Here is a 16,280-nt window from a genome sequence, read left to right as displayed (position 1 = left end):
TGAGTATAAGAGTCAACCCCGCGCCAGCGGCAATTTTGCCCCCGCAACCTCTCCCTCTTCGAGCACTGCGTGGCGGAAGCGATAAAGCTTCGCCGGCCGGCCACCGGTCTCAGCGGTGGTTTCCCTGAAGCGCCCGTCTTTCCGTCGGTTTTGTCTGGACCGCGCCCGAAGGGAGGGCCGAGCAAGGAGCCGGTCCCGGCCTTCGGCGGAACGCCAGGAAAGGAAATCCCATGACCAAGACCGCTCGCAACAATTCCCGCCAGTCCGCTCGCGTTGTCCCGCTCCGCAAGGGCACCACTCTCGAAATGGTCCGGCTCTGCTGCCCGGACGCCAGTCAGGCCAGCCTCATCTCCGAAAGCTTCGGGCTTGCCGTTCTCGACAGCGACGGCATCCGCGATCTTCACCAGAAGCTCATCGTCGAGACCGCCGATGTCCTCAATGAGGGCCTGGGCGAGCGGGCAATGCAGATCCACCTGCAGCGCATCGTCGGCGCCTATGTCGGTTCCGCCCACGGTGCCGGCCAGTTCTACAGCCGCGCGGTGACAGAGGCTCGCGACGCCACCGCCAAGGCCGTCAACGACGCCCGTGACGAGGACCTCGACGGTCCGGTCGGTTTCGACAGCGCCGCGCAGCGCAAGCGCGAGTTCGCTGCCGACATGGCGCTCCAGTCCCACGCGCTGCGCATGGCGGCCGAGGGCGCCATCGCCGCCTACGAGCACGTCGTCGGCGAGCGCTGGAAGCCGTTCGAGCGCCCGGTCGAGAATCCCGGCCAGAGCGTCGATCGCAAGGCGGCCGAACTACAGCTGGCGGCTCTCGGGTAGGGCGCTCACGGGCGAGGCTTCGGCCTCGCCCGATTGTGATCTGCTGTTGACGGAACTCTATTTTATGCGAAACCGTGGAGCGACCCGATGAAGCAGTTCACGTTTTCCGACATGAACCGGAATTCCGGCGAAATCCTTGAAGGCGACCGCGAAGACCAACAGGGAGAGGAATCCGGCAGGAAGCCGCGCCCTGTTTGCGTTGTCATCAAGACACCGGGATCACCGGATGTCCTGTTCCTCTTCCCGTTCACCTCGAAACCACCGCTTTCCGGTCAACTGGCATTGGCGGTCCCCGAAACCGAGTGCAGGCGCATCGGCCTGACGCCGCCGTGCTGGATTGTCCTTGACGAATACAATCGTGTCGAGATGGACAAGGACTATGATTTCGTCTCGACCGAACGCATCGGGTCGGTGAGCCCTGTCTTCCTTCGTTCGATCGCATCCGCCATCAAGAATGCCGCCGCCCAGCGGACAACAATCAGGGCCGTCAGGCGGACGTGATCCTATCGGCTCCAAATACCGCGCAGAGCACTGAACAACCCGACTTCGCCGCACGAACCAATCCGCCCCCGACTTGGCCAGCGAGCGTGAAGGGTGCAGCCCCGCCCGTTCATGTCGTGCTGTTGGCGAGCGCGGCCGTCATCTGATTGCTCTCAGCTTTCAATTAGCCGGTGGCCATTGCGCCAATCTTCGCTGGTGTACCCGAAATGCGGCCTCTCCTGAGCCGCGCCGGTTACCGTCGTCCGACGCTTCATCGAGCGCTTCAAGGCGCTCGGCGACCTCCAGGGCTTCGGCGCAGAACACATCGTGGCGATCGCCGGGCACACATTGGGCCGCGTTCCAATCCCGCTCTCCCGCGATGGCTTCCTGGTCCGGCTCCGGATCTTCAACGATCAACCCATCAAGGGTCCGCTACGCAAGCGTGCGGCCGCTTGGCTGAAGCCTGCGCGGTGATCGCGCCCGGAGCCGGACACTGACGGAGCCATCGAGCGGGAATTGGCCCGCGCAGAAGATGGAGCCCTCAGATGTCGCACAGCCTGGATCTTGCACAGAGGCACGCCTGGAACCTCGCCCGCACGCTGATGACCACCGTTATCCTGTTCCAGTCCGACGACCAGTATTGCGTCTTGCCCGAGGACGACTCGAAGACGCCAACGTTACCCGACTTTTCGAATACGATCCTTACACAGGCGCGAGGTCGGTTCATTGAACCGGCCTTCGCTCTGCCTCCGTCGAGCGCACTGCGCTCGCCAGGCGGGGCGCTTTCGCGCCTGTCCGCATTCGCGCCCCGTCCCGGACGTCGCTCCTGCCGGGTCCGGCGCCGCGCGCAACGGCTTCGCCGTCCTCCACTGTCGTTGCGGCCCTGCGGGTGCCCGCGCCTCCTGATCGCCCCGGCTGACGGACCGCCGTGACGGGGCCGCGATGGACGCGGCCTCCAATGGAGGTTCAGGAAAATGAGCAGGAAAGAAAAAGGATCGCGGGCCGATATCTACGCGAAGATCACCGAGACGATCATCGCCGATCTCGAAAAGGGCGTGCGCCCATGGGTCAAGCCATGGAGTGCGGGTCATCCGAGTGGCAGCGTCAACCGGCCGCCACGCCACAATGGGCTGCCCAATCAGGGTATCGTTGACACGATGCCCGTCGCCGGGAGGGCCTGACCGTGGCTATTCCTGATCGCGCTGGCGTCTACGCTCGTATCACTGCAGAGATTGTTGCCGCCATCGAGGCCGGTGCCGGCGAGTACGTTATGCCGTGGCATCACAGCGGCACGACCTCCGCCCGACCCGTCAACATCGCATCCGGCAAGCCTTATCGCGGTGTCAACACGCTCGCACTGTGGGCCGCGGCGCAAAGCGCTGGATATCCCACCGGTCTATGGGAACGTATCGGCAGTGGCAGGCTGTCGGCGCTCAGGTGCGCAAGAATGAAAAGTCCGCGACGGTCGTATTCTGGGGGCAAGTCGGTGGCAGAACTGACGACAGCGACAACGATGATGGTGCCGGGCGGCGACGTTTGTTTGCCCGGGGCTATGCCGTGTTCAATTGCGCGCAGGTCGACGGCTATGAGCCGAACCTACTGTTGCTCGCTCTGACGAAGAGCGTATCGCGCATGCCGATGCCTTCTACGCAAACCTTGGCATCAACACCGTCTATGGCGGCAATGAAGCCTATTATTTGCCATCGGCTGATCGAGTGCACGTCCCTGCTTTCAGCTCATTCCGGGATGCCGCATCTCACTACAGCGTGCTTTTTCACGAAGGACTTCACGCCACATCAGCTAAGCACCGGCTCGATCGCGATATGTCCGGGCGGTTCGGCTCCGAGGCCTATGCCATGGAAGAGATCATTGCCGACACCGGAGCCGCGATGATCCTTGCAGATCTGTCGATTTCGGCTCGTCCGAGGCCGGATCACGCCGCCTATATCTCCAGTTGGGTCAAGATTCTTGCGCTGATACCTCCGCCATTTTCACGGCCTCGAGCAAGGCTCAGGCGGCTGTGGACTGGATGCATGCCCAACAGCCCGGCAATCATGTCAGAGCCGCAGCCTGACAGTCAATTCAGCGGCGGGCACTAACTTTGTCCGCCGCCGGCAACGACGCGAGCTAGACTTCTGACATCCTCGCTCTGTGAAGGAGTGTGAGCCAACGCCTTGGAGCGGAGCCCACGGCGGTCATCGCGCCAGGCCAGCATCTTGGGCTCGGAATCAGCACAGTCTCCGGCGTGTGTAAGAAATTCCGCTCCGGCACGACTATCTGGTCATGACGATGATATGTCCACGCAAGACAGGCGAGGCCCAGCCCGTTGTGCCGGAAGACGTCGATCAACGCTACACGCTGGCGGTGGAGCTGCTGGACGGCGCGCTGGCGAGGCTGGCGGCAGCATATGAATCCGATCCCGCCGAGCGGCAGGATCTTGTGCAGGACATCCATCTTCAGGTCTGGCGCAGTCTGAAGTCTTTCGACGGACGCTGCTCGCCGCTTGGCCTCTGGCGTATCGAACCGCTCGAGCGGCCCGCGGCAGCTGGCGACCTCGTCTTCATCTGTCCGCCCGATACCACGGCGTTCCGGATGGCGCGTGAGCGCGGTTACCTCGGCCGTGGGCTATGCCCCGGCGGGTTCAGTCCGTTGATCAAGACCGTCGTCGCGACGGAGGGACAGCGAATCGCGATCGGCGTCGGCGTCTCGATCGACGGCCTGCCGCTTCCAAATTCCGATGTTCAGCCAGGCGACGCCGCGGGCAGCGCGCTCACGCCCTTCGCCGGCGGTCAGGTTCCGTCCGGCTTTCTCTTCCTTCACTCCGATTTCGCAGGTTCCTATGATTCGAGATATTTCGGGCCGATCCCTGCCAGCGGGCTGCTCGGCCGCGCGCGACCGCTCCTCACCTTCGAGCCATGATGTGGCGCACCGAGCAGTGCTGATCGCGGTTGCAGTCATCTGTGGCGGCATTGCCTGGAGCGGCGATCCGCTGACGCTGCCGCTGGCAACGCTGTTTCCGGCGCTGTGGGCATTGGCGCGCAACCGCATTGTCGCAACACTCGTCTCGGCGGCCTACTTCCTGGCGGCCTCACGCGGCCTGCCGCAGGGCGTCGCCAATTTCTACGGTTCGGATCTGTGGCCAGGTCTGCTCCTTTGGTTCGCGGCCTCGCTGTCCTTCATCGCCGTCCATACGGCCCTCTGGACGAAGCGTCCGGGAAGGGGGAAGGCAGTGCGGTTCGGGATTGCGGCTATGCTGATGGCGGTGCCGCCCTTCGGGATCGTCGGCTGGGCGCATCCGCTGACGGCCGCCGGCGTGTTGTTTCCCGGATGGGGATGGGTGGGACTAGCGGCCGCCGCGGCCGGCCTGCTCGTCATGACGACGAAATTGTGGCCGGCCGCGGCGATCGCCTCGGCAGGGTTTTGGCTGTGGTCCGCCGCATTCTGGACAGAGCCACCTTTGCCTGATGGTTTCCGTGGCGTTGACCTGGAAATGGGCCAAAGCCTCGGTCGCGACAGGACACTCGAGCGGCAGCATGAGCTCATTGCCACAGTCATGCCAACCGACCAGCACGGCGTCGAAAAGGTCGTGCTCCCCGAGAGCGCGCTCGGGTTCTGGACGCCGAGTCTCGAACGGCTTTGGCGCGAAGCGCTCAGCGGCAGCGGCGTCACGGTGATCGCGGGCGCTGCCGTCATTGATCCGCGCGGCTACGACAATGCCCTGGTCGAGATCTCCGAGCAGGAGGCCGGCGTCCTCTATCGCGAGCGGATGCCGGTCCCGGTCTCGATGTGGCAGCCCTGGCGCCGGTTAATGGGGCAGGGCGGCGGCGCGAGGGCGCATCTCTTCGCCAATCCCGTTGTCGAGCTCGCCGGCCGGCGGATTGCGCCGCTCATCTGCTACGAGCAGCTCGTGGTGTGGCCGGTCCTGCAGTCGATGTTGCACAGGCCGGACGTGATCGTCGCGGTCGGCAATGGCTGGTGGACCGCCGGCAACTCGATCGTCGCCATCCAGCACGCCAGCACGATCGCCTGGGCGCGGCTCTTCGGGCTGCCGCTCGTTTTCGCCTTCAACCGCTGAACAGGAGGTCTCTCATGGTCGATGCCGCCCTTATCCAGCAATGCGCCGATACCGGCTTGAAGCCGACGTTCGTCGAACGATTCATCGCCGAGGCGGGCTCGCCCGATCCGCTTGCCGTCACCGTTCGATCCGGCGATCGGGTGGTGTTGCTTCCCCGCCCGAGCACGCCGGACGAGGCGTTAACCCTTGTTCGGCAGCCATGTCGGCAAGGCCGTCGTGCGCGTCGGCATCACTCAATATCCTGCCGGGCTCGGCGTGACCGATGCTGAGCTGAAGCCCGCCCTGGTTGACGCCTGCGCCAACGAGCAACCCTATCGCTACTACCAGCTACAGGTCATTCCGGAATCGCTCGGCGGGGGTTCAGGCGTCAAGGGTGACGATTTGCTGACCGTAGACGTGGCCAACGATGCTTGGCTGCAGGCAGGAAAATGGTATGGGAGCATCTTCGCCGATGGCGTCTCTTCGCGTGGTCCGACCACCAGCCAGGAGATGCGCGACCTGTTCAAAGCCGGCCGTCTTGCATTTCTTGTTGGCGGCCCCCGGGATATCCCCGAATTCAACAAGGTCGATGGTCTTGACTATGCAGCGGCGCCGCACTCCTATTTTGCCGGCGGCAAGGCAGTAACGCCTTCTGAATCATTCCATCTGGGAATGGCCGCTGACACCACGAACGCCGACCAGGCTCTGAAATTCCTGAACTACGCGGGCTTGGACAAAGACGGGGCGGTAGCCGCCACTGTCGGAAGCAATCTATCCGCGAACATCGAAGCAAACGCCGAAGTGCTCAGCCGCATTCCTCAGCAAAATCCCAACCTAAAGGGTGTTGATACTTTGATCCGCTATGAGCTGGCGAACACGGCAATCCGGCGACCGCGTACCCTTGGATATCTCCAATTGGAGGAACTGGTCACGCGTGCGTGGAGCGACATCCGCAACGGAAATGACGCTGCCCAGACGTTTCCGCAGCTTCAACGTGAACTCGAGCGAAGTTTCAAGCGCATCAAGGATTAAGAGATGGCGGTGGAAGCGGTTTCTGAGGGACAAATCGTAAGGGCTGCACGCATACCAGTCGACTTTCAAGATGGAGAGCGGAGAGCGGCCATAGCGCCGCTCCTCTTCCTGGCGCCGGCTCTGGTTGCCCTCATAGGGTTTCGGTTGTTGCCGGCAGGTTGGCTCGTTCAGAAAAGCCTGTCCGGGCCGAACGGCGAGTTCGCCGGGCTCGATAATTTCATATTTCTTTTCGCGTCGCCTACGTTTGCCAAAACGCTCCAAGCCACACTAACCTTTGTCGCGGTAACTGTGCCCTTGCAGACGGCAATCGCTTTTGGCCTCGCTTTGCTGTTTGCCGAAAACTCACGGATCATCTCGCTGTTGCGAGTCTTGGTGTTTCTGACCCAAGCGACAACACGTGATTTGAACGTGGCCTTGATTTGAAAGCGGCGCCTCACGAATTTTTGTAGCGCTGCTGCGTTTCTTCATTCATCGGATAAAGCCCGGGAAGCGGAACGCCCTTTTCCACCTCGCTTATGATCCAGGCTTCCAATCGTTCCTGCTCGGGCCCCTCAGTGAGCACGGTATCGACCATCGCCTGAGGAACCACGACCGCTCCGTCCTGATCGACGACGATCACGTCGTCAGGGAATACGGCCACACCGCCGCAGCCCACCGGCTGCTGCCAGGCTACGAAGGTCAGTCCCGCCACCGAAGGCGGCGCAGCGTAGCCGTTGCACCAGACCGGCAGACCAGTGCCGAGGACGCCTCCAACGTCGCGCATCACGCCATCGGTCACCAGAGCAGCGACGCCACGCTTGACCATGCGCGCGCACAATATATCGCCGAAGATCCCGGCATCGATCACGCCCATGGCATCCACGACCACGACGCATCCGGCCGGCATGTCCTCGATCGCCGCACGCGTCGAGATTGGAGAAGCCCAGGAGGCCGGCGTGGCGAGATCCTCGCGCGCCGGCACGAAGCGCAGCGTGAACGCAGGACCGACGATCCGCGGCTGGCCGGGCTGCAGGGGTTTCGTGCCCCGCATCCAGATGTTCCTGAGGCCTCTTTTGAGCAGGATGGTTGTGATTGTTGCTGTTGATATGCCTTTGAGGGCTTCGATGTCCTGATCGCTGAGTGCCATGTAGGTCTCCATCAAATGCTCTGGATGAGGCCGCCGTCTACACGGACGACGCTGCCGGTGATGTAAGATGCGCGCCGACTCGCCAGGAAGGCGACAACATCGGCGTATTCTTCAGGGGCGCCGTAGCGCCCGAGCGGTATAGAAGCCGTACTTTCGCTGCTGACGCTTTCCACGTCCCGATCCTCGCGTTTGGCCTTCTGTTCATCGAGGAACTTTATGCGCTGGGTTGCGATCCGTCCCGGCACAACCACGTTGCAGGTGATGCCATCGAGACCGACCTCGCGGGCCAGTGTCTTCGACCAGCCTACGAGCGACAGTCTCAACGCATTCGACAAACCCAGATTGGCTATCGGCGCCAGGACTCCCGAGGACGTCGAGGTGATCACGCGGCCCCACTGGCAATCGCGCATGCCGGGCAGGACGGCGTCGGTAAGGGCGATCACCGAAAGCACCATGGCCTCGAAGTGCTTCAGCCATGCCGAGGCATCCTGCCCGGAAGCAGGCGTCGGCGGCGGGCCGCCCGTATTGTTGACCAGGATATCAATCGGGCCAAACGTTCCCGCCGCTTCGCTAAGGACGCGGGGTATGGCGTCCCGGTCGGCGAGATCCCACACGACGGCCGTCGCTTCTCCGCCATTCGCGCGGATCGCCTCGACAGTCGCCTGGGCTGCTTCCTTGCCGATATCACCGCACGCGATCTGTGCACCTTCGCGTGCGAGCGCCCGCGCTATGGCGCCCCCCAGTCCGCCGCCTGCCCCCAGCACGAGAGCCGTCTTCCCCGCAATACCCAAATCCATGAAACTTGCCTTGCCTATGATTGAGAGAACATCGGATGGCCGGGGACTTCCAATTCCGCCGCAAGGATGCACCCGCTCTCGGATTCGGTGATGAAGAGCGTCCTGTTGCCCTCGCCGCCGAAGGCGATGTTGGTAGTCATGCGCCCGACTGGCGAATTGATGCGCAACAGCGGCTCGCCAAGCGTGTTGAACAGCCATACGCAGCCCAGCCCAATATGGGCGACGGCGAGGGCGCCTTCTGCATCCATGGCCAGACCGTCCGGCCCCATGCCACCTGTCAGCCGGACGAACGCACCGACCTTATAGGCAGTGCCGTCAGACTGCATCGGCACCCGCCAAACAGCGTTGTCGCGAGTCGCGTTAAGGAAGATGGTGGTCTCGCTGCGGTCGAGAACGAGGCCGTTGGGGCTCGGCACCCTGTCCAATACGACATTCAGCTGCCCATCCGCGCGCAGCCGGAACAGCCGCCCGAACGGGTCGTGCAGCCCGCTCAAGCCTTGGTCGGTAAAATAGAGATCTCCATTGCATGAGAAGTAGAGGTCGTTTAGGCCATGGAATGGCTTGCCCTGGTAACCTTCGAGAACGGTGCTGACCTTGCCGGTGCCGGGGTCGAGTTGGAGCAGGCCTTTCGCGAAGTCCGCGATGAAAATACAACCGTCCGCATGGATCTTGAGGCCGTTGGGTGAGCCGTCATATTCCGTGACGATGCTGAAATCGCCAGCCCGTGACATCCTCAATATCCGTCCCCAGGCCACATCGACCATGTAGAGATTGCCGTTGCGATCGAAGGACGGGCCTTCGAGGAAGCAGTCCGTGACCGCGCCGGGCCGGTGTGTCTGCGCCCATCGCGATGCGCGTCCTCTGATCCGGAGCGCATCTGGCACGCGGGCGAACACCCGTGCTTCGATCTGCGGCGGTGGTGCGAACATCAGAATGAATCCTGAAATCAGTCGAGACGGGTCGGATCGCCGTCGAACCCGTCGGCGCAGAAAGCGCCACCCTGGAAACGGGCCTCGAACGCGGGCTCGTCCAGCCGCCCCTGCATTTGCGGCACGAAGCTCTCCGCGTCGTCCTTGGGACAGAAGCCGATGGCGCGAGCGCCGGCATCGTCCCATTGCCTGCGCGTGTTGTTCGAGACGCCGTAGACGATGTGAAAGTGCACGTCTTCGGCCTCGATGCACCGTTCGGTCAAATGGACGAAATCCGGTTCGCTGAGCCAGGACCAAAGGGAGCGGTGGTTCGGCGGGGCCGGGCGGCATACGCCGATCCGTTGGCAGATCACGCTCAGTCCGTGCTTATCGGCGTATAGGCGCCCGAGCGCCTCGCCGAACACCTTGGACACCGCATAGAGGCTGTCGGGCCTCAATTCATCCGTCGCGCCTGTTATGCGTGCGCGGGGAAGGAACCCGCCGACATGATGGCTGCTGGCATAGACGACTCGGCGCACGGCCTTGAGCCGGGCGGCCTCGAAAACACAATACGTTCCCTCGACATTGGAGGTCCGGATCTCCTCCCAACTGTCCTCCAGCGATCGCCCGCCCAGATGAATGACGGTATCGATCCCTGTGCAGAGGGCCTCCATCGTGTCCAGATCGGTGAGCGATGCGTAACGCACGTCAAGCCCGTCGAACAGATCGTCGTCCCGCCCTTCGCGTGTCGTGACCCGGAGCTCGTAGCGGTCGCGCAAGGCGCGGACCAATAGGGAACCCAAGGCACCGCCCGCTCCGGTGACCAGCACCTTCCTTTTTTTTGGAAGCATCACGACACCGTCTGCCAGCCGGAGGCACTGTGACGGTTGAGCGTATCGTCATTGAAGGAGAACGCCAGACCCGCCTCGGAGGGCAGGGCGATCCGCCCGCCCTGCGGTGTCAACTCACGATCGAACAGGGGTTGCGTGCAGGTGATCTGCTGGTCCACGAAATACTCGGCAAGCGCCGAGTTCGGCTGGGAGGCGGCCAGATGGGCGTGAATGTCGTGCCACGCATGCGGATAAACTGGAACGCCATATGACGATGCTATGCCGCAGATGCGGCGCCACTCCGTGATCCCGCCACAGACCAGCGCATCAGCCTGAAGCGCATGAGCCGCGCGAGCGTCGAGCAGCGCGCGGAAACGCCAGCGCCCGGCCTCGATCTCCCCTGTCGCCACCGGAATCGTGGTGGAAGCGACGAGGCGTGCATGGCTTTCGATGTCGTCGGGGCTGAACGGTTCCTCGATCCAGTCGGGACTGAACGGCTCGAATCGGCGGATGAAGGGCAGGGCGGTAAAGAGATCGCGCCACGCGTTGTTGGCATCGAGAAAGAGCCGGATGTCCGGCCCGATGCGCCGGCGCGCGGCCGCGATACGACGCTCTTCCTCCTCCAAGCTCAGCAGCCCGACCTTCATCTTCACGGCTTTGAAGCCCTGTTCGACATATCCGGCGAGTTCGTCAGCCAATTGCTCCGGCGATTTGCCCGCCCGATAGTAGCCGCCGCTTGCATAGCAATCCACGAAGCCGTCCGTGTAGGAACCAAGGAACTGCCACAGGGGTAGGCCGGCGACGCGGGCGTTGTGGTCCCACAAGGCGATGTCGATGGCGCTCAGTGCGCGCATGACGGCGCCCGTACGGCCGTGCAGCAGCGCATCCCGGTACATTCTCTCCCAGATACCTTCAACCATCAGGGAGGACTTGCCCACAATCAAGGGACCGAGCAGCGTGGTCACGGCCTCCAGCGCAATCGAACCAGCCGAGCTGCCGGCGTAGGTGTAACCGAGGCCGATGCCGTCCTCCGAGATTACCTTCACCAGCACGTAGTCCCTGGTATTTATCGCGCGCGTCGCGAAAGATGTCGTCACCTGAAGGGGCATGCGGACGAGCCGCGCCTCGACGCGCTTTATGATCCCAGCTGCCGCCCGTGCATGATGGGATGGTTCGAGTACCGTTACAGCCATGTTGCAAACTTTTCCCAGAGGTTCACTTGTTTCATCTCGTCCGCAACCACAAAGCACGCGCCTCGACGCTGCCGAGTTTCAACCACGCCGCCATAGCCGCAGGGGCCGCGGACGTCGCCAGCCGTACGACTTGGGTAGCCGTGGTTCTGCTCATCCTGTCGCGCGTACATGGTGAGGTCCAGCCCATAGTCTTGATACTCATTATTAGATAACGTGATGGTATGAGCTGTGTGGCCGCGGTCACGTCAGCGGTTGCACGCCGCAGGGTCGTGGACCGGAACGCATGGCGGCGACAAGGGCCCGCGCAGCAGGCGACTGCACGCATCCAGTCAGCCACCAGACAGCTACATTCCGCTGAGCTGCATCGGCGCTGATATCCCGGATCTCCAAGCCATCGACAGCCGATACGTTCAGTGCGACTTCGTTTGTCACGCCAACGCCGAGACCTGCTCGAACGAGTTCAATCAAAGACTGGGGGTGAGTGACCTCGTACGCGGGGTCCGGGTAGCGATCGAGACTACGCCAGAGGGGGTGGTGAGCGCTGGCTAGCTCGCCATGCCCGGTCATTATGAGCGGCAGGTTGGCAAGCTCGTCTATCGCAACGGGGCCTGCGTGTGCGGCCAACGGATGCTCGTGATGTAATACCACTTTGTATCGCTCCCGCCACAACAGTTGATACGCGAATGTCACCATCGACAGGGGGGGCGTGGTTGGGCGTAGAAAGATCTCGACTTGACCGGTGAGCGCTGCTTGCGCAAGGTCGTCGGCGCGTGACTCCACGAGTCGAACAGTGATCCCGGGATATCGCTTCGTGAAACTCCTGAGTAGGCCAGGAACGTAGCCGGCCGCAGCGCTGGCGTAGGCACCCAGTGTGACTGAACCAGAGCGCAGACCGGTGACATCCGCGACCGTACTACGAGCGGTCTCAATCTCTCGAACTAACGCTCGGCCATGGGGGAGGAAAGCCGCCCCTGCCTCCGTCAGTGCGACCGGGCGGCGATAGCGCTGCAGCAGCGGTGCTCCCAATTCACGTTCGAGCGATGCGACGTGATTGCTCACTGTCGGCTGCGAGCGGTGCAGTACGTCGGCGGCGCGGGCGAACCCCTGGTGTTCTACCACCGCGATAAAGGTCGTCACCCATTCCAACTCCACCGGCTCACGTCCTCTGTATCAAGATATCTGATGTTCATTATCGCTATCATGCCCTGGACTTGAAATCGGTCTCGCCCAGACGAGCATGTGTCTGGTGTTACAATTCGATCTGTGAGCCCTTGGAGGCGGGGGTGCACGTGACACACATCAACCAGATCGAGGCGACCACCGTGTTGGTGCCGAGATCGGAAAGCACTTGCCAATAATGCCCTCCATTCGAGGCTTCCGACCAGACATCGCGGCAGATTGGCGAAGACTGGTTGCTGACTGGACGTGCGCCGTCGCCCTGTCTGCCTAGGCCCTCATGGCCGCCATGCGTTCCGGTCCACGACCCTGCGGCGTGCAATTGCTGGCGTGACCGCGGGCCTGCACACCATACCATTACGATATCTAATAATGAGTATCAAGAGTATGGCCTGGACTTCACCATATGGGCGCGACAGGATGAGCAAAACCGCGAGTACCCAAGTCGTACGGCCACAAGATGAATAATCTGGACCTGAAGCAAGTTAAGCCCCTGCGAGTCACCCAGCCGACGACTATCAGCCCTAGGTCGAGCTTGGGGTTCGATGAGCAAGAGCTATTGCAGGTATCCTTGAACTGCGGAAGTGAAGTATCCGGAACGAAACGCCATGCATCGCTCTCCTCGCCAACGCGACCGCGGTCGCTGAGACAGCCGCTGGGACGGACACGATCGTCCATCCAGCCGGCATCCCGACGAAACACCAATCGATAGTATCCCCGAAGGAATATCCCATGGACACATTCACCACTGTCTCAGCTAATTGGGACACCACGGAACGAGTCTCGAAAACAACGCCATCACTGCAGGTCGCCGTGAACCCGTTCTTCCGCCCCGGAAACATCATTGGAGAGAATGCATACAAGGCCCTGCGCGAACTTGGCACCGATTACGTTCGCTATATCCCATGGCTACCGTATCCTAAGCTGGCGGTGGCCGAACTTGAGCCGCCAACGAACACGGCGACTTCGTGGGATTTCTCTCTGATTGATCCGATGACGATAGACTTCTTCGAGGCCACAAACGGACACCCAGTCGTCTTAAACTTCAGCACCATGCCACAATGGATGTGGAGAACGGCCAAGCCCGTAGGATACCCGGCCGACCCTGCCGAGGCCACATACAGCTACACGCAAGGCACCGAACCTCGAGATCCGACCTTCAAGGAGATCGCCGACTACTACGCAAGGCTTCTCAGTTGGTACACCCAGGGCGGCTTTGTCGATGAAATAGGTACACGACATGATTCCGGACATTACTACTCGGTCCCCTTCTGGGAGGTCCTAAACGAGGTCGATTGGGAGCACTACATGGCACCGGAGATCTATACGAAGTTGTATGATCAAGTAGTCATGGCGATGCGGAAGGTGCAACCCGATCTAAAATTTGTCGGCATGGCGCTGTCGAGGGTACACCTGAATCCACACCTCAAATCACGCTTCTTTGAGTATTTTCTTGATCGCAACAACCATGAGCCGGGCATCCCGCTAGATTACATTTCGTATCATTTTTATGCCGCGCCAACCCCTGAAGAGACGCCAGAAATTCAAGGTTACACGTTCTTCGCCCAGGCCGATAGCTTCTTGGCCACCGTTAGCTACGTGGAGAACATTCGTTCCAGGCTATCTCCTGAGACTCGCACGATGACAAGCGAGATTGGCGCATGGCACAGAGACCCTCCATGGCCTCCGACGGTCGACGCGCCACAGTCAGTTCCTGATTCGCACTGGTATCTCTCCGGAGCGTTGTACGCGTATTTGTTCGGCGAACTCAGCCGGATGGGGATCGACGTCGTTCATGCCTCGATGCTTCTAGCAGGTGAGCCTCGTCAGCACTCCATCTCTCTACTTGACTGGAGCACTGGCGAACCAAATCCACGGTTTCGGGTGCTCCAACTGCTACATGACAACTTTAGCCCCGGCGATAGGATCGTCGCCCTGGAACAGGGCCAGAACCACCACTATGTTTACGCAATGCCAGTCGTCACCAAAGGTGGCGAGCGGCGCCTCCTGCTGGTGAATAAGAGCCAGCACCCAGCAAAAGTCCATGTCCCAGGCTCCGGCGGCGGGCAGAAGGTATGGGTGGACCACACTACGGCCTCCGCTCCGCCCGCAATGGCAAAGACGACATCCGACATAGTTGCGCTGGAGGGGTACACAGTGGCGGCGCTGACGTTCCCGGATTGATACTAATGCCAGCATAACGAGAGCGAATGATATCCGCGAGCCGAATATGAAGTCGAGTTCTACCGGCCTGAATCATGCGGTCTCCTCAAGCCGAGTCTTTGCCATCACACGGCTTGGGTGGTTGGGAATCTTAGGACGTAGCGTAATGCGTTGAAGTTAAGAGAGCGGTTCCATTGCGGGTCCGCAGAACGAACGGGAGGAAACAAGATGAGCATAGTGGGATATCGCCTGGGGCGGCGCGGCTTCATGACCGGTTTGTTGGGGGCGTCGTCGCTGCCGCTGCTTGGATCATTGCCGGCCAGGGCGCAGGACAAGCAGTTGCGGTTCTTTGGCTACGGAGACGGAGCCCAGTTTAAGGGGCTCTTCGATGCCTTCGAAATGATGTCTGGGGTAAAGGTTTCCTTCGAGGGTGTGCCGTTTGCCGACTATCAGAACACGATAATCCAGCGCTTCCGGACAGGGAATTCCGGAATCGATGTCTTCCTCGTGGATCCGACTTATGTCCCGACGTTCTCCAAGGCGGGCATTTTGGCAGACTTGACGAGTACCTTCGCAGAAAAAAGTAAAGGCCTAGTGTTCCCCAGCGATGAGCAGGGCGCTACCTACAATGGAAAGATGCTGTCGATGCCGATGCGGGAGTCATCGCAACTCCTGTTCTTCAACAAAAAGCTTCTGGCCAAGGCCGGCGTTGAAGCACCGGGTGTCTCGCCCGACGCGCGTATGACCTGGGAAAAGACCATCGAGCTTGCCAAGAAGGTGCAGGCCGCCGGAGCCGAGTGGGGCTTCGGGTTCGAGCAAGTTGATCGCTACTACCAGCTACAGATCCTACCGGAGTCGCTTGGCGGTGGGCCAGGCGTCAAGGGTGACGACCTGCTGACCGTAGACGTGGCCAACGATGCTTGGCTGCAGGCAGGAAAATGGTATGGGAGTATCTTCGCCGATGGAGTGGCTCCGCGTGGTCCGACCTTCCAAGAGTTGATCGACCTGTTCAAATCCGGCCGGCTTGCATTTCTTGTTGGCGGCCCCCGGGATATCGCCGAATTCAACAAGGTTGATGGTCTTGACTACGCAGCAGCGCCTCATCCGTATTTCGCCGGTGGCAAGGCCGTGACGCCTTCTGAATCATGGCATCTGGGGGTCGCCGCGGACACAACGAAAGCCGACCTGGCTCTGAAATTCCTGAACTACGCGGGCTTGGACAAAGATGGGGCCGTACTCGCCACTTACGGAAGCAATCTATCCGCGAACATAGAAGCAAACGCCGAAGTGCTGAGTCGCATTCCGCAGCAAAATCCCAACCTAAAGGGTGTTGATACTTTGATCCGCTATGAGCTGGCGAACACGGCAATCCGGCGACCGCGTACCCTTGGATATCTTCAATTGGAGGAGCTGGTCACGCGTGCGTGGAGCGATATCCGCAATGGAAGTGACGCTGCCCAGACGTTTCCGCAGCTTCAACGTGAACTCGAGCGCAGTTTCAAGCGCATCAAGGATTAAGAGATGGCGGTGGAAGCGGTTTCTGAGGGACAAATTGTAAGGGCTGCACGCATAACCAGTCGACTTTCAAAATGGAGAGCGGCCATAGCGCCGCTCCTCTTCCTGGCGCCGGCTCTGGTTGCCCTCATAGGGTTTCGGTTGTTGCCGGCAGGTTGGCTCGTTCAGGAGAGCCTGTCCGGGCC

The 16,280-nt window shown here is 61.3% G+C and carries 15 protein-coding genes and 3 pseudogenes; 11 read left to right on the top strand and 7 right to left on the bottom strand.

Annotated features, from left to right (window positions below):
- Nucleotides 1–230: 230 nt before the first annotated feature.
- Together ACWTU8_RS31175 and ACWTU8_RS31170 are read left to right on the top strand one after the other, a co-directional pair.
- On the top strand, nt 231–821 hold the full coding sequence (locus ACWTU8_RS31175) for a hypothetical protein (protein ID WP_455851159.1): 591 nt from the start codon (nt 231–233) through the stop codon (nt 819–821).
- 87 nt (nt 822–908) lie between these two features.
- Nucleotides 909–1,322 carry a hypothetical protein gene (locus tag ACWTU8_RS31170; RefSeq protein ID WP_455851158.1) on the top strand — a complete coding sequence of 138 codons (414 nt, stop codon included), beginning with the start codon at nt 909–911 and terminating at the stop codon, nt 1,320–1,322.
- Nucleotides 1,323–1,481: 159 nt separating this feature from the next.
- Here the strand turns inward: ACWTU8_RS31170 and ACWTU8_RS31165 are convergent, their stop codons facing one another.
- Nucleotides 1,482–1,718, bottom strand: coding sequence for a hypothetical protein (locus tag ACWTU8_RS31165; protein ID WP_455851157.1), 237 nt, complete (start codon nt 1,716–1,718; stop codon nt 1,482–1,484).
- Between the two features lie 557 nt (nt 1,719–2,275).
- On the opposite strand from ACWTU8_RS31165, the pseudogene ACWTU8_RS31160 reads away from it, so the two are divergent.
- The 7 genes and pseudogenes from ACWTU8_RS31160 to ACWTU8_RS31130 form a co-directional block, all read left to right on the top strand.
- Nucleotides 2,276–2,449: pseudogene (locus ACWTU8_RS31160) on the top strand (ArdC-like ssDNA-binding domain-containing protein); the annotation flags it as partial.
- Nucleotides 2,450–2,571: 122 nt separating this feature from the next.
- Nucleotides 2,572–3,375 (top strand): annotated as a pseudogene (locus tag ACWTU8_RS31155) (ArdC family protein).
- Nucleotides 3,376–3,584: 209 nt separating this feature from the next.
- On the top strand, nt 3,585–4,220 hold the full coding sequence (gene traF / locus ACWTU8_RS31150; protein WP_455851156.1) for a conjugative transfer signal peptidase TraF: 636 nt from the start codon (nt 3,585–3,587) through the stop codon (nt 4,218–4,220).
- A gap of 1 nt (nt 4,221) precedes the next feature.
- A complete protein-coding gene (locus tag ACWTU8_RS31145) occupies nt 4,222–5,376 on the top strand; it encodes a conjugal transfer protein TraB (RefSeq protein WP_455851155.1) in 1,155 nt (384 codons plus the stop codon).
- Nucleotides 5,377–5,390: 14 nt separating this feature from the next.
- Nucleotides 5,391–5,679 (top strand): annotated as a pseudogene (locus ACWTU8_RS31140) (conjugal transfer protein TraH); the annotation flags it as partial.
- A 78-nt stretch (nt 5,680–5,757) separates the two neighbouring features.
- Complete coding sequence (locus ACWTU8_RS31135) at nt 5,758–6,387, top strand: extracellular solute-binding protein (protein WP_455851160.1); 630 nt, start codon at nt 5,758–5,760, stop codon at nt 6,385–6,387.
- A 3-nt stretch (nt 6,388–6,390) separates the two neighbouring features.
- A complete protein-coding gene (locus ACWTU8_RS31130) occupies nt 6,391–6,810 on the top strand; it encodes a carbohydrate ABC transporter permease (protein WP_455851154.1) in 420 nt (139 codons plus the stop codon).
- A gap of 10 nt (nt 6,811–6,820) precedes the next feature.
- Here ACWTU8_RS31130 and ACWTU8_RS31125 read toward each other — a convergent pair whose 3' ends face one another.
- The 6 genes from ACWTU8_RS31125 to ACWTU8_RS31100 all read right to left on the bottom strand — a co-directional run bounded on the left by ACWTU8_RS31125 (nt 6,821) and on the right by ACWTU8_RS31100 (nt 12,393).
- Nucleotides 6,821–7,513: a ribonuclease activity regulator RraA gene (locus ACWTU8_RS31125; protein ID WP_455851153.1), complete on the bottom strand. Its 693-nt coding sequence runs from the start codon at nt 7,511–7,513 to the stop codon at nt 6,821–6,823.
- An 11-nt stretch (nt 7,514–7,524) separates the two neighbouring features.
- On the bottom strand, nt 7,525–8,310 hold the full coding sequence (locus ACWTU8_RS31120) for an SDR family oxidoreductase (protein WP_455851152.1): 786 nt from the start codon (nt 8,308–8,310) through the stop codon (nt 7,525–7,527).
- 14 nt (nt 8,311–8,324) lie between these two features.
- Nucleotides 8,325–9,239, bottom strand: coding sequence for an SMP-30/gluconolactonase/LRE family protein (locus ACWTU8_RS31115; RefSeq protein ID WP_455851151.1), 915 nt, complete (start codon nt 9,237–9,239; stop codon nt 8,325–8,327).
- Nucleotides 9,240–9,256: 17 nt separating this feature from the next.
- Complete coding sequence (locus ACWTU8_RS31110; protein WP_455851150.1) at nt 9,257–10,048, bottom strand: NAD-dependent epimerase/dehydratase family protein; 792 nt, start codon at nt 10,046–10,048, stop codon at nt 9,257–9,259.
- Nucleotides 10,049–10,068: 20 nt separating this feature from the next.
- Entirely contained in the window at nt 10,069–11,241 is a 1,173-nt protein-coding gene (locus ACWTU8_RS31105) for a mandelate racemase/muconate lactonizing enzyme family protein (protein ID WP_455851149.1), read from the bottom strand.
- A 240-nt stretch (nt 11,242–11,481) separates the two neighbouring features.
- Nucleotides 11,482–12,393 carry a LysR family transcriptional regulator gene (locus tag ACWTU8_RS31100; RefSeq protein WP_455851148.1) on the bottom strand — a complete coding sequence of 304 codons (912 nt, stop codon included), beginning with the start codon at nt 12,391–12,393 and terminating at the stop codon, nt 11,482–11,484.
- 756 nt (nt 12,394–13,149) lie between these two features.
- Here ACWTU8_RS31100 and ACWTU8_RS31095 point away from each other — a divergent pair.
- Together ACWTU8_RS31095 and ACWTU8_RS31090 are read left to right on the top strand one after the other, a co-directional pair.
- Entirely contained in the window at nt 13,150–14,601 is a 1,452-nt protein-coding gene (locus ACWTU8_RS31095) for a GH39 family glycosyl hydrolase (RefSeq protein ID WP_455851147.1), read from the top strand.
- 207 nt (nt 14,602–14,808) lie between these two features.
- A complete protein-coding gene (locus ACWTU8_RS31090; RefSeq protein WP_455851146.1) occupies nt 14,809–16,098 on the top strand; it encodes an ABC transporter substrate-binding protein in 1,290 nt (429 codons plus the stop codon).
- Nucleotides 16,099–16,280: the final 182 nt, after the last annotated feature.

This window comes from Mesorhizobium sp. BHbdii (assembly GCF_053848045.1).
Note: the sequence above shows the minus strand (reverse complement) of the source record. Positions and strands in the feature narration are given on the sequence as shown.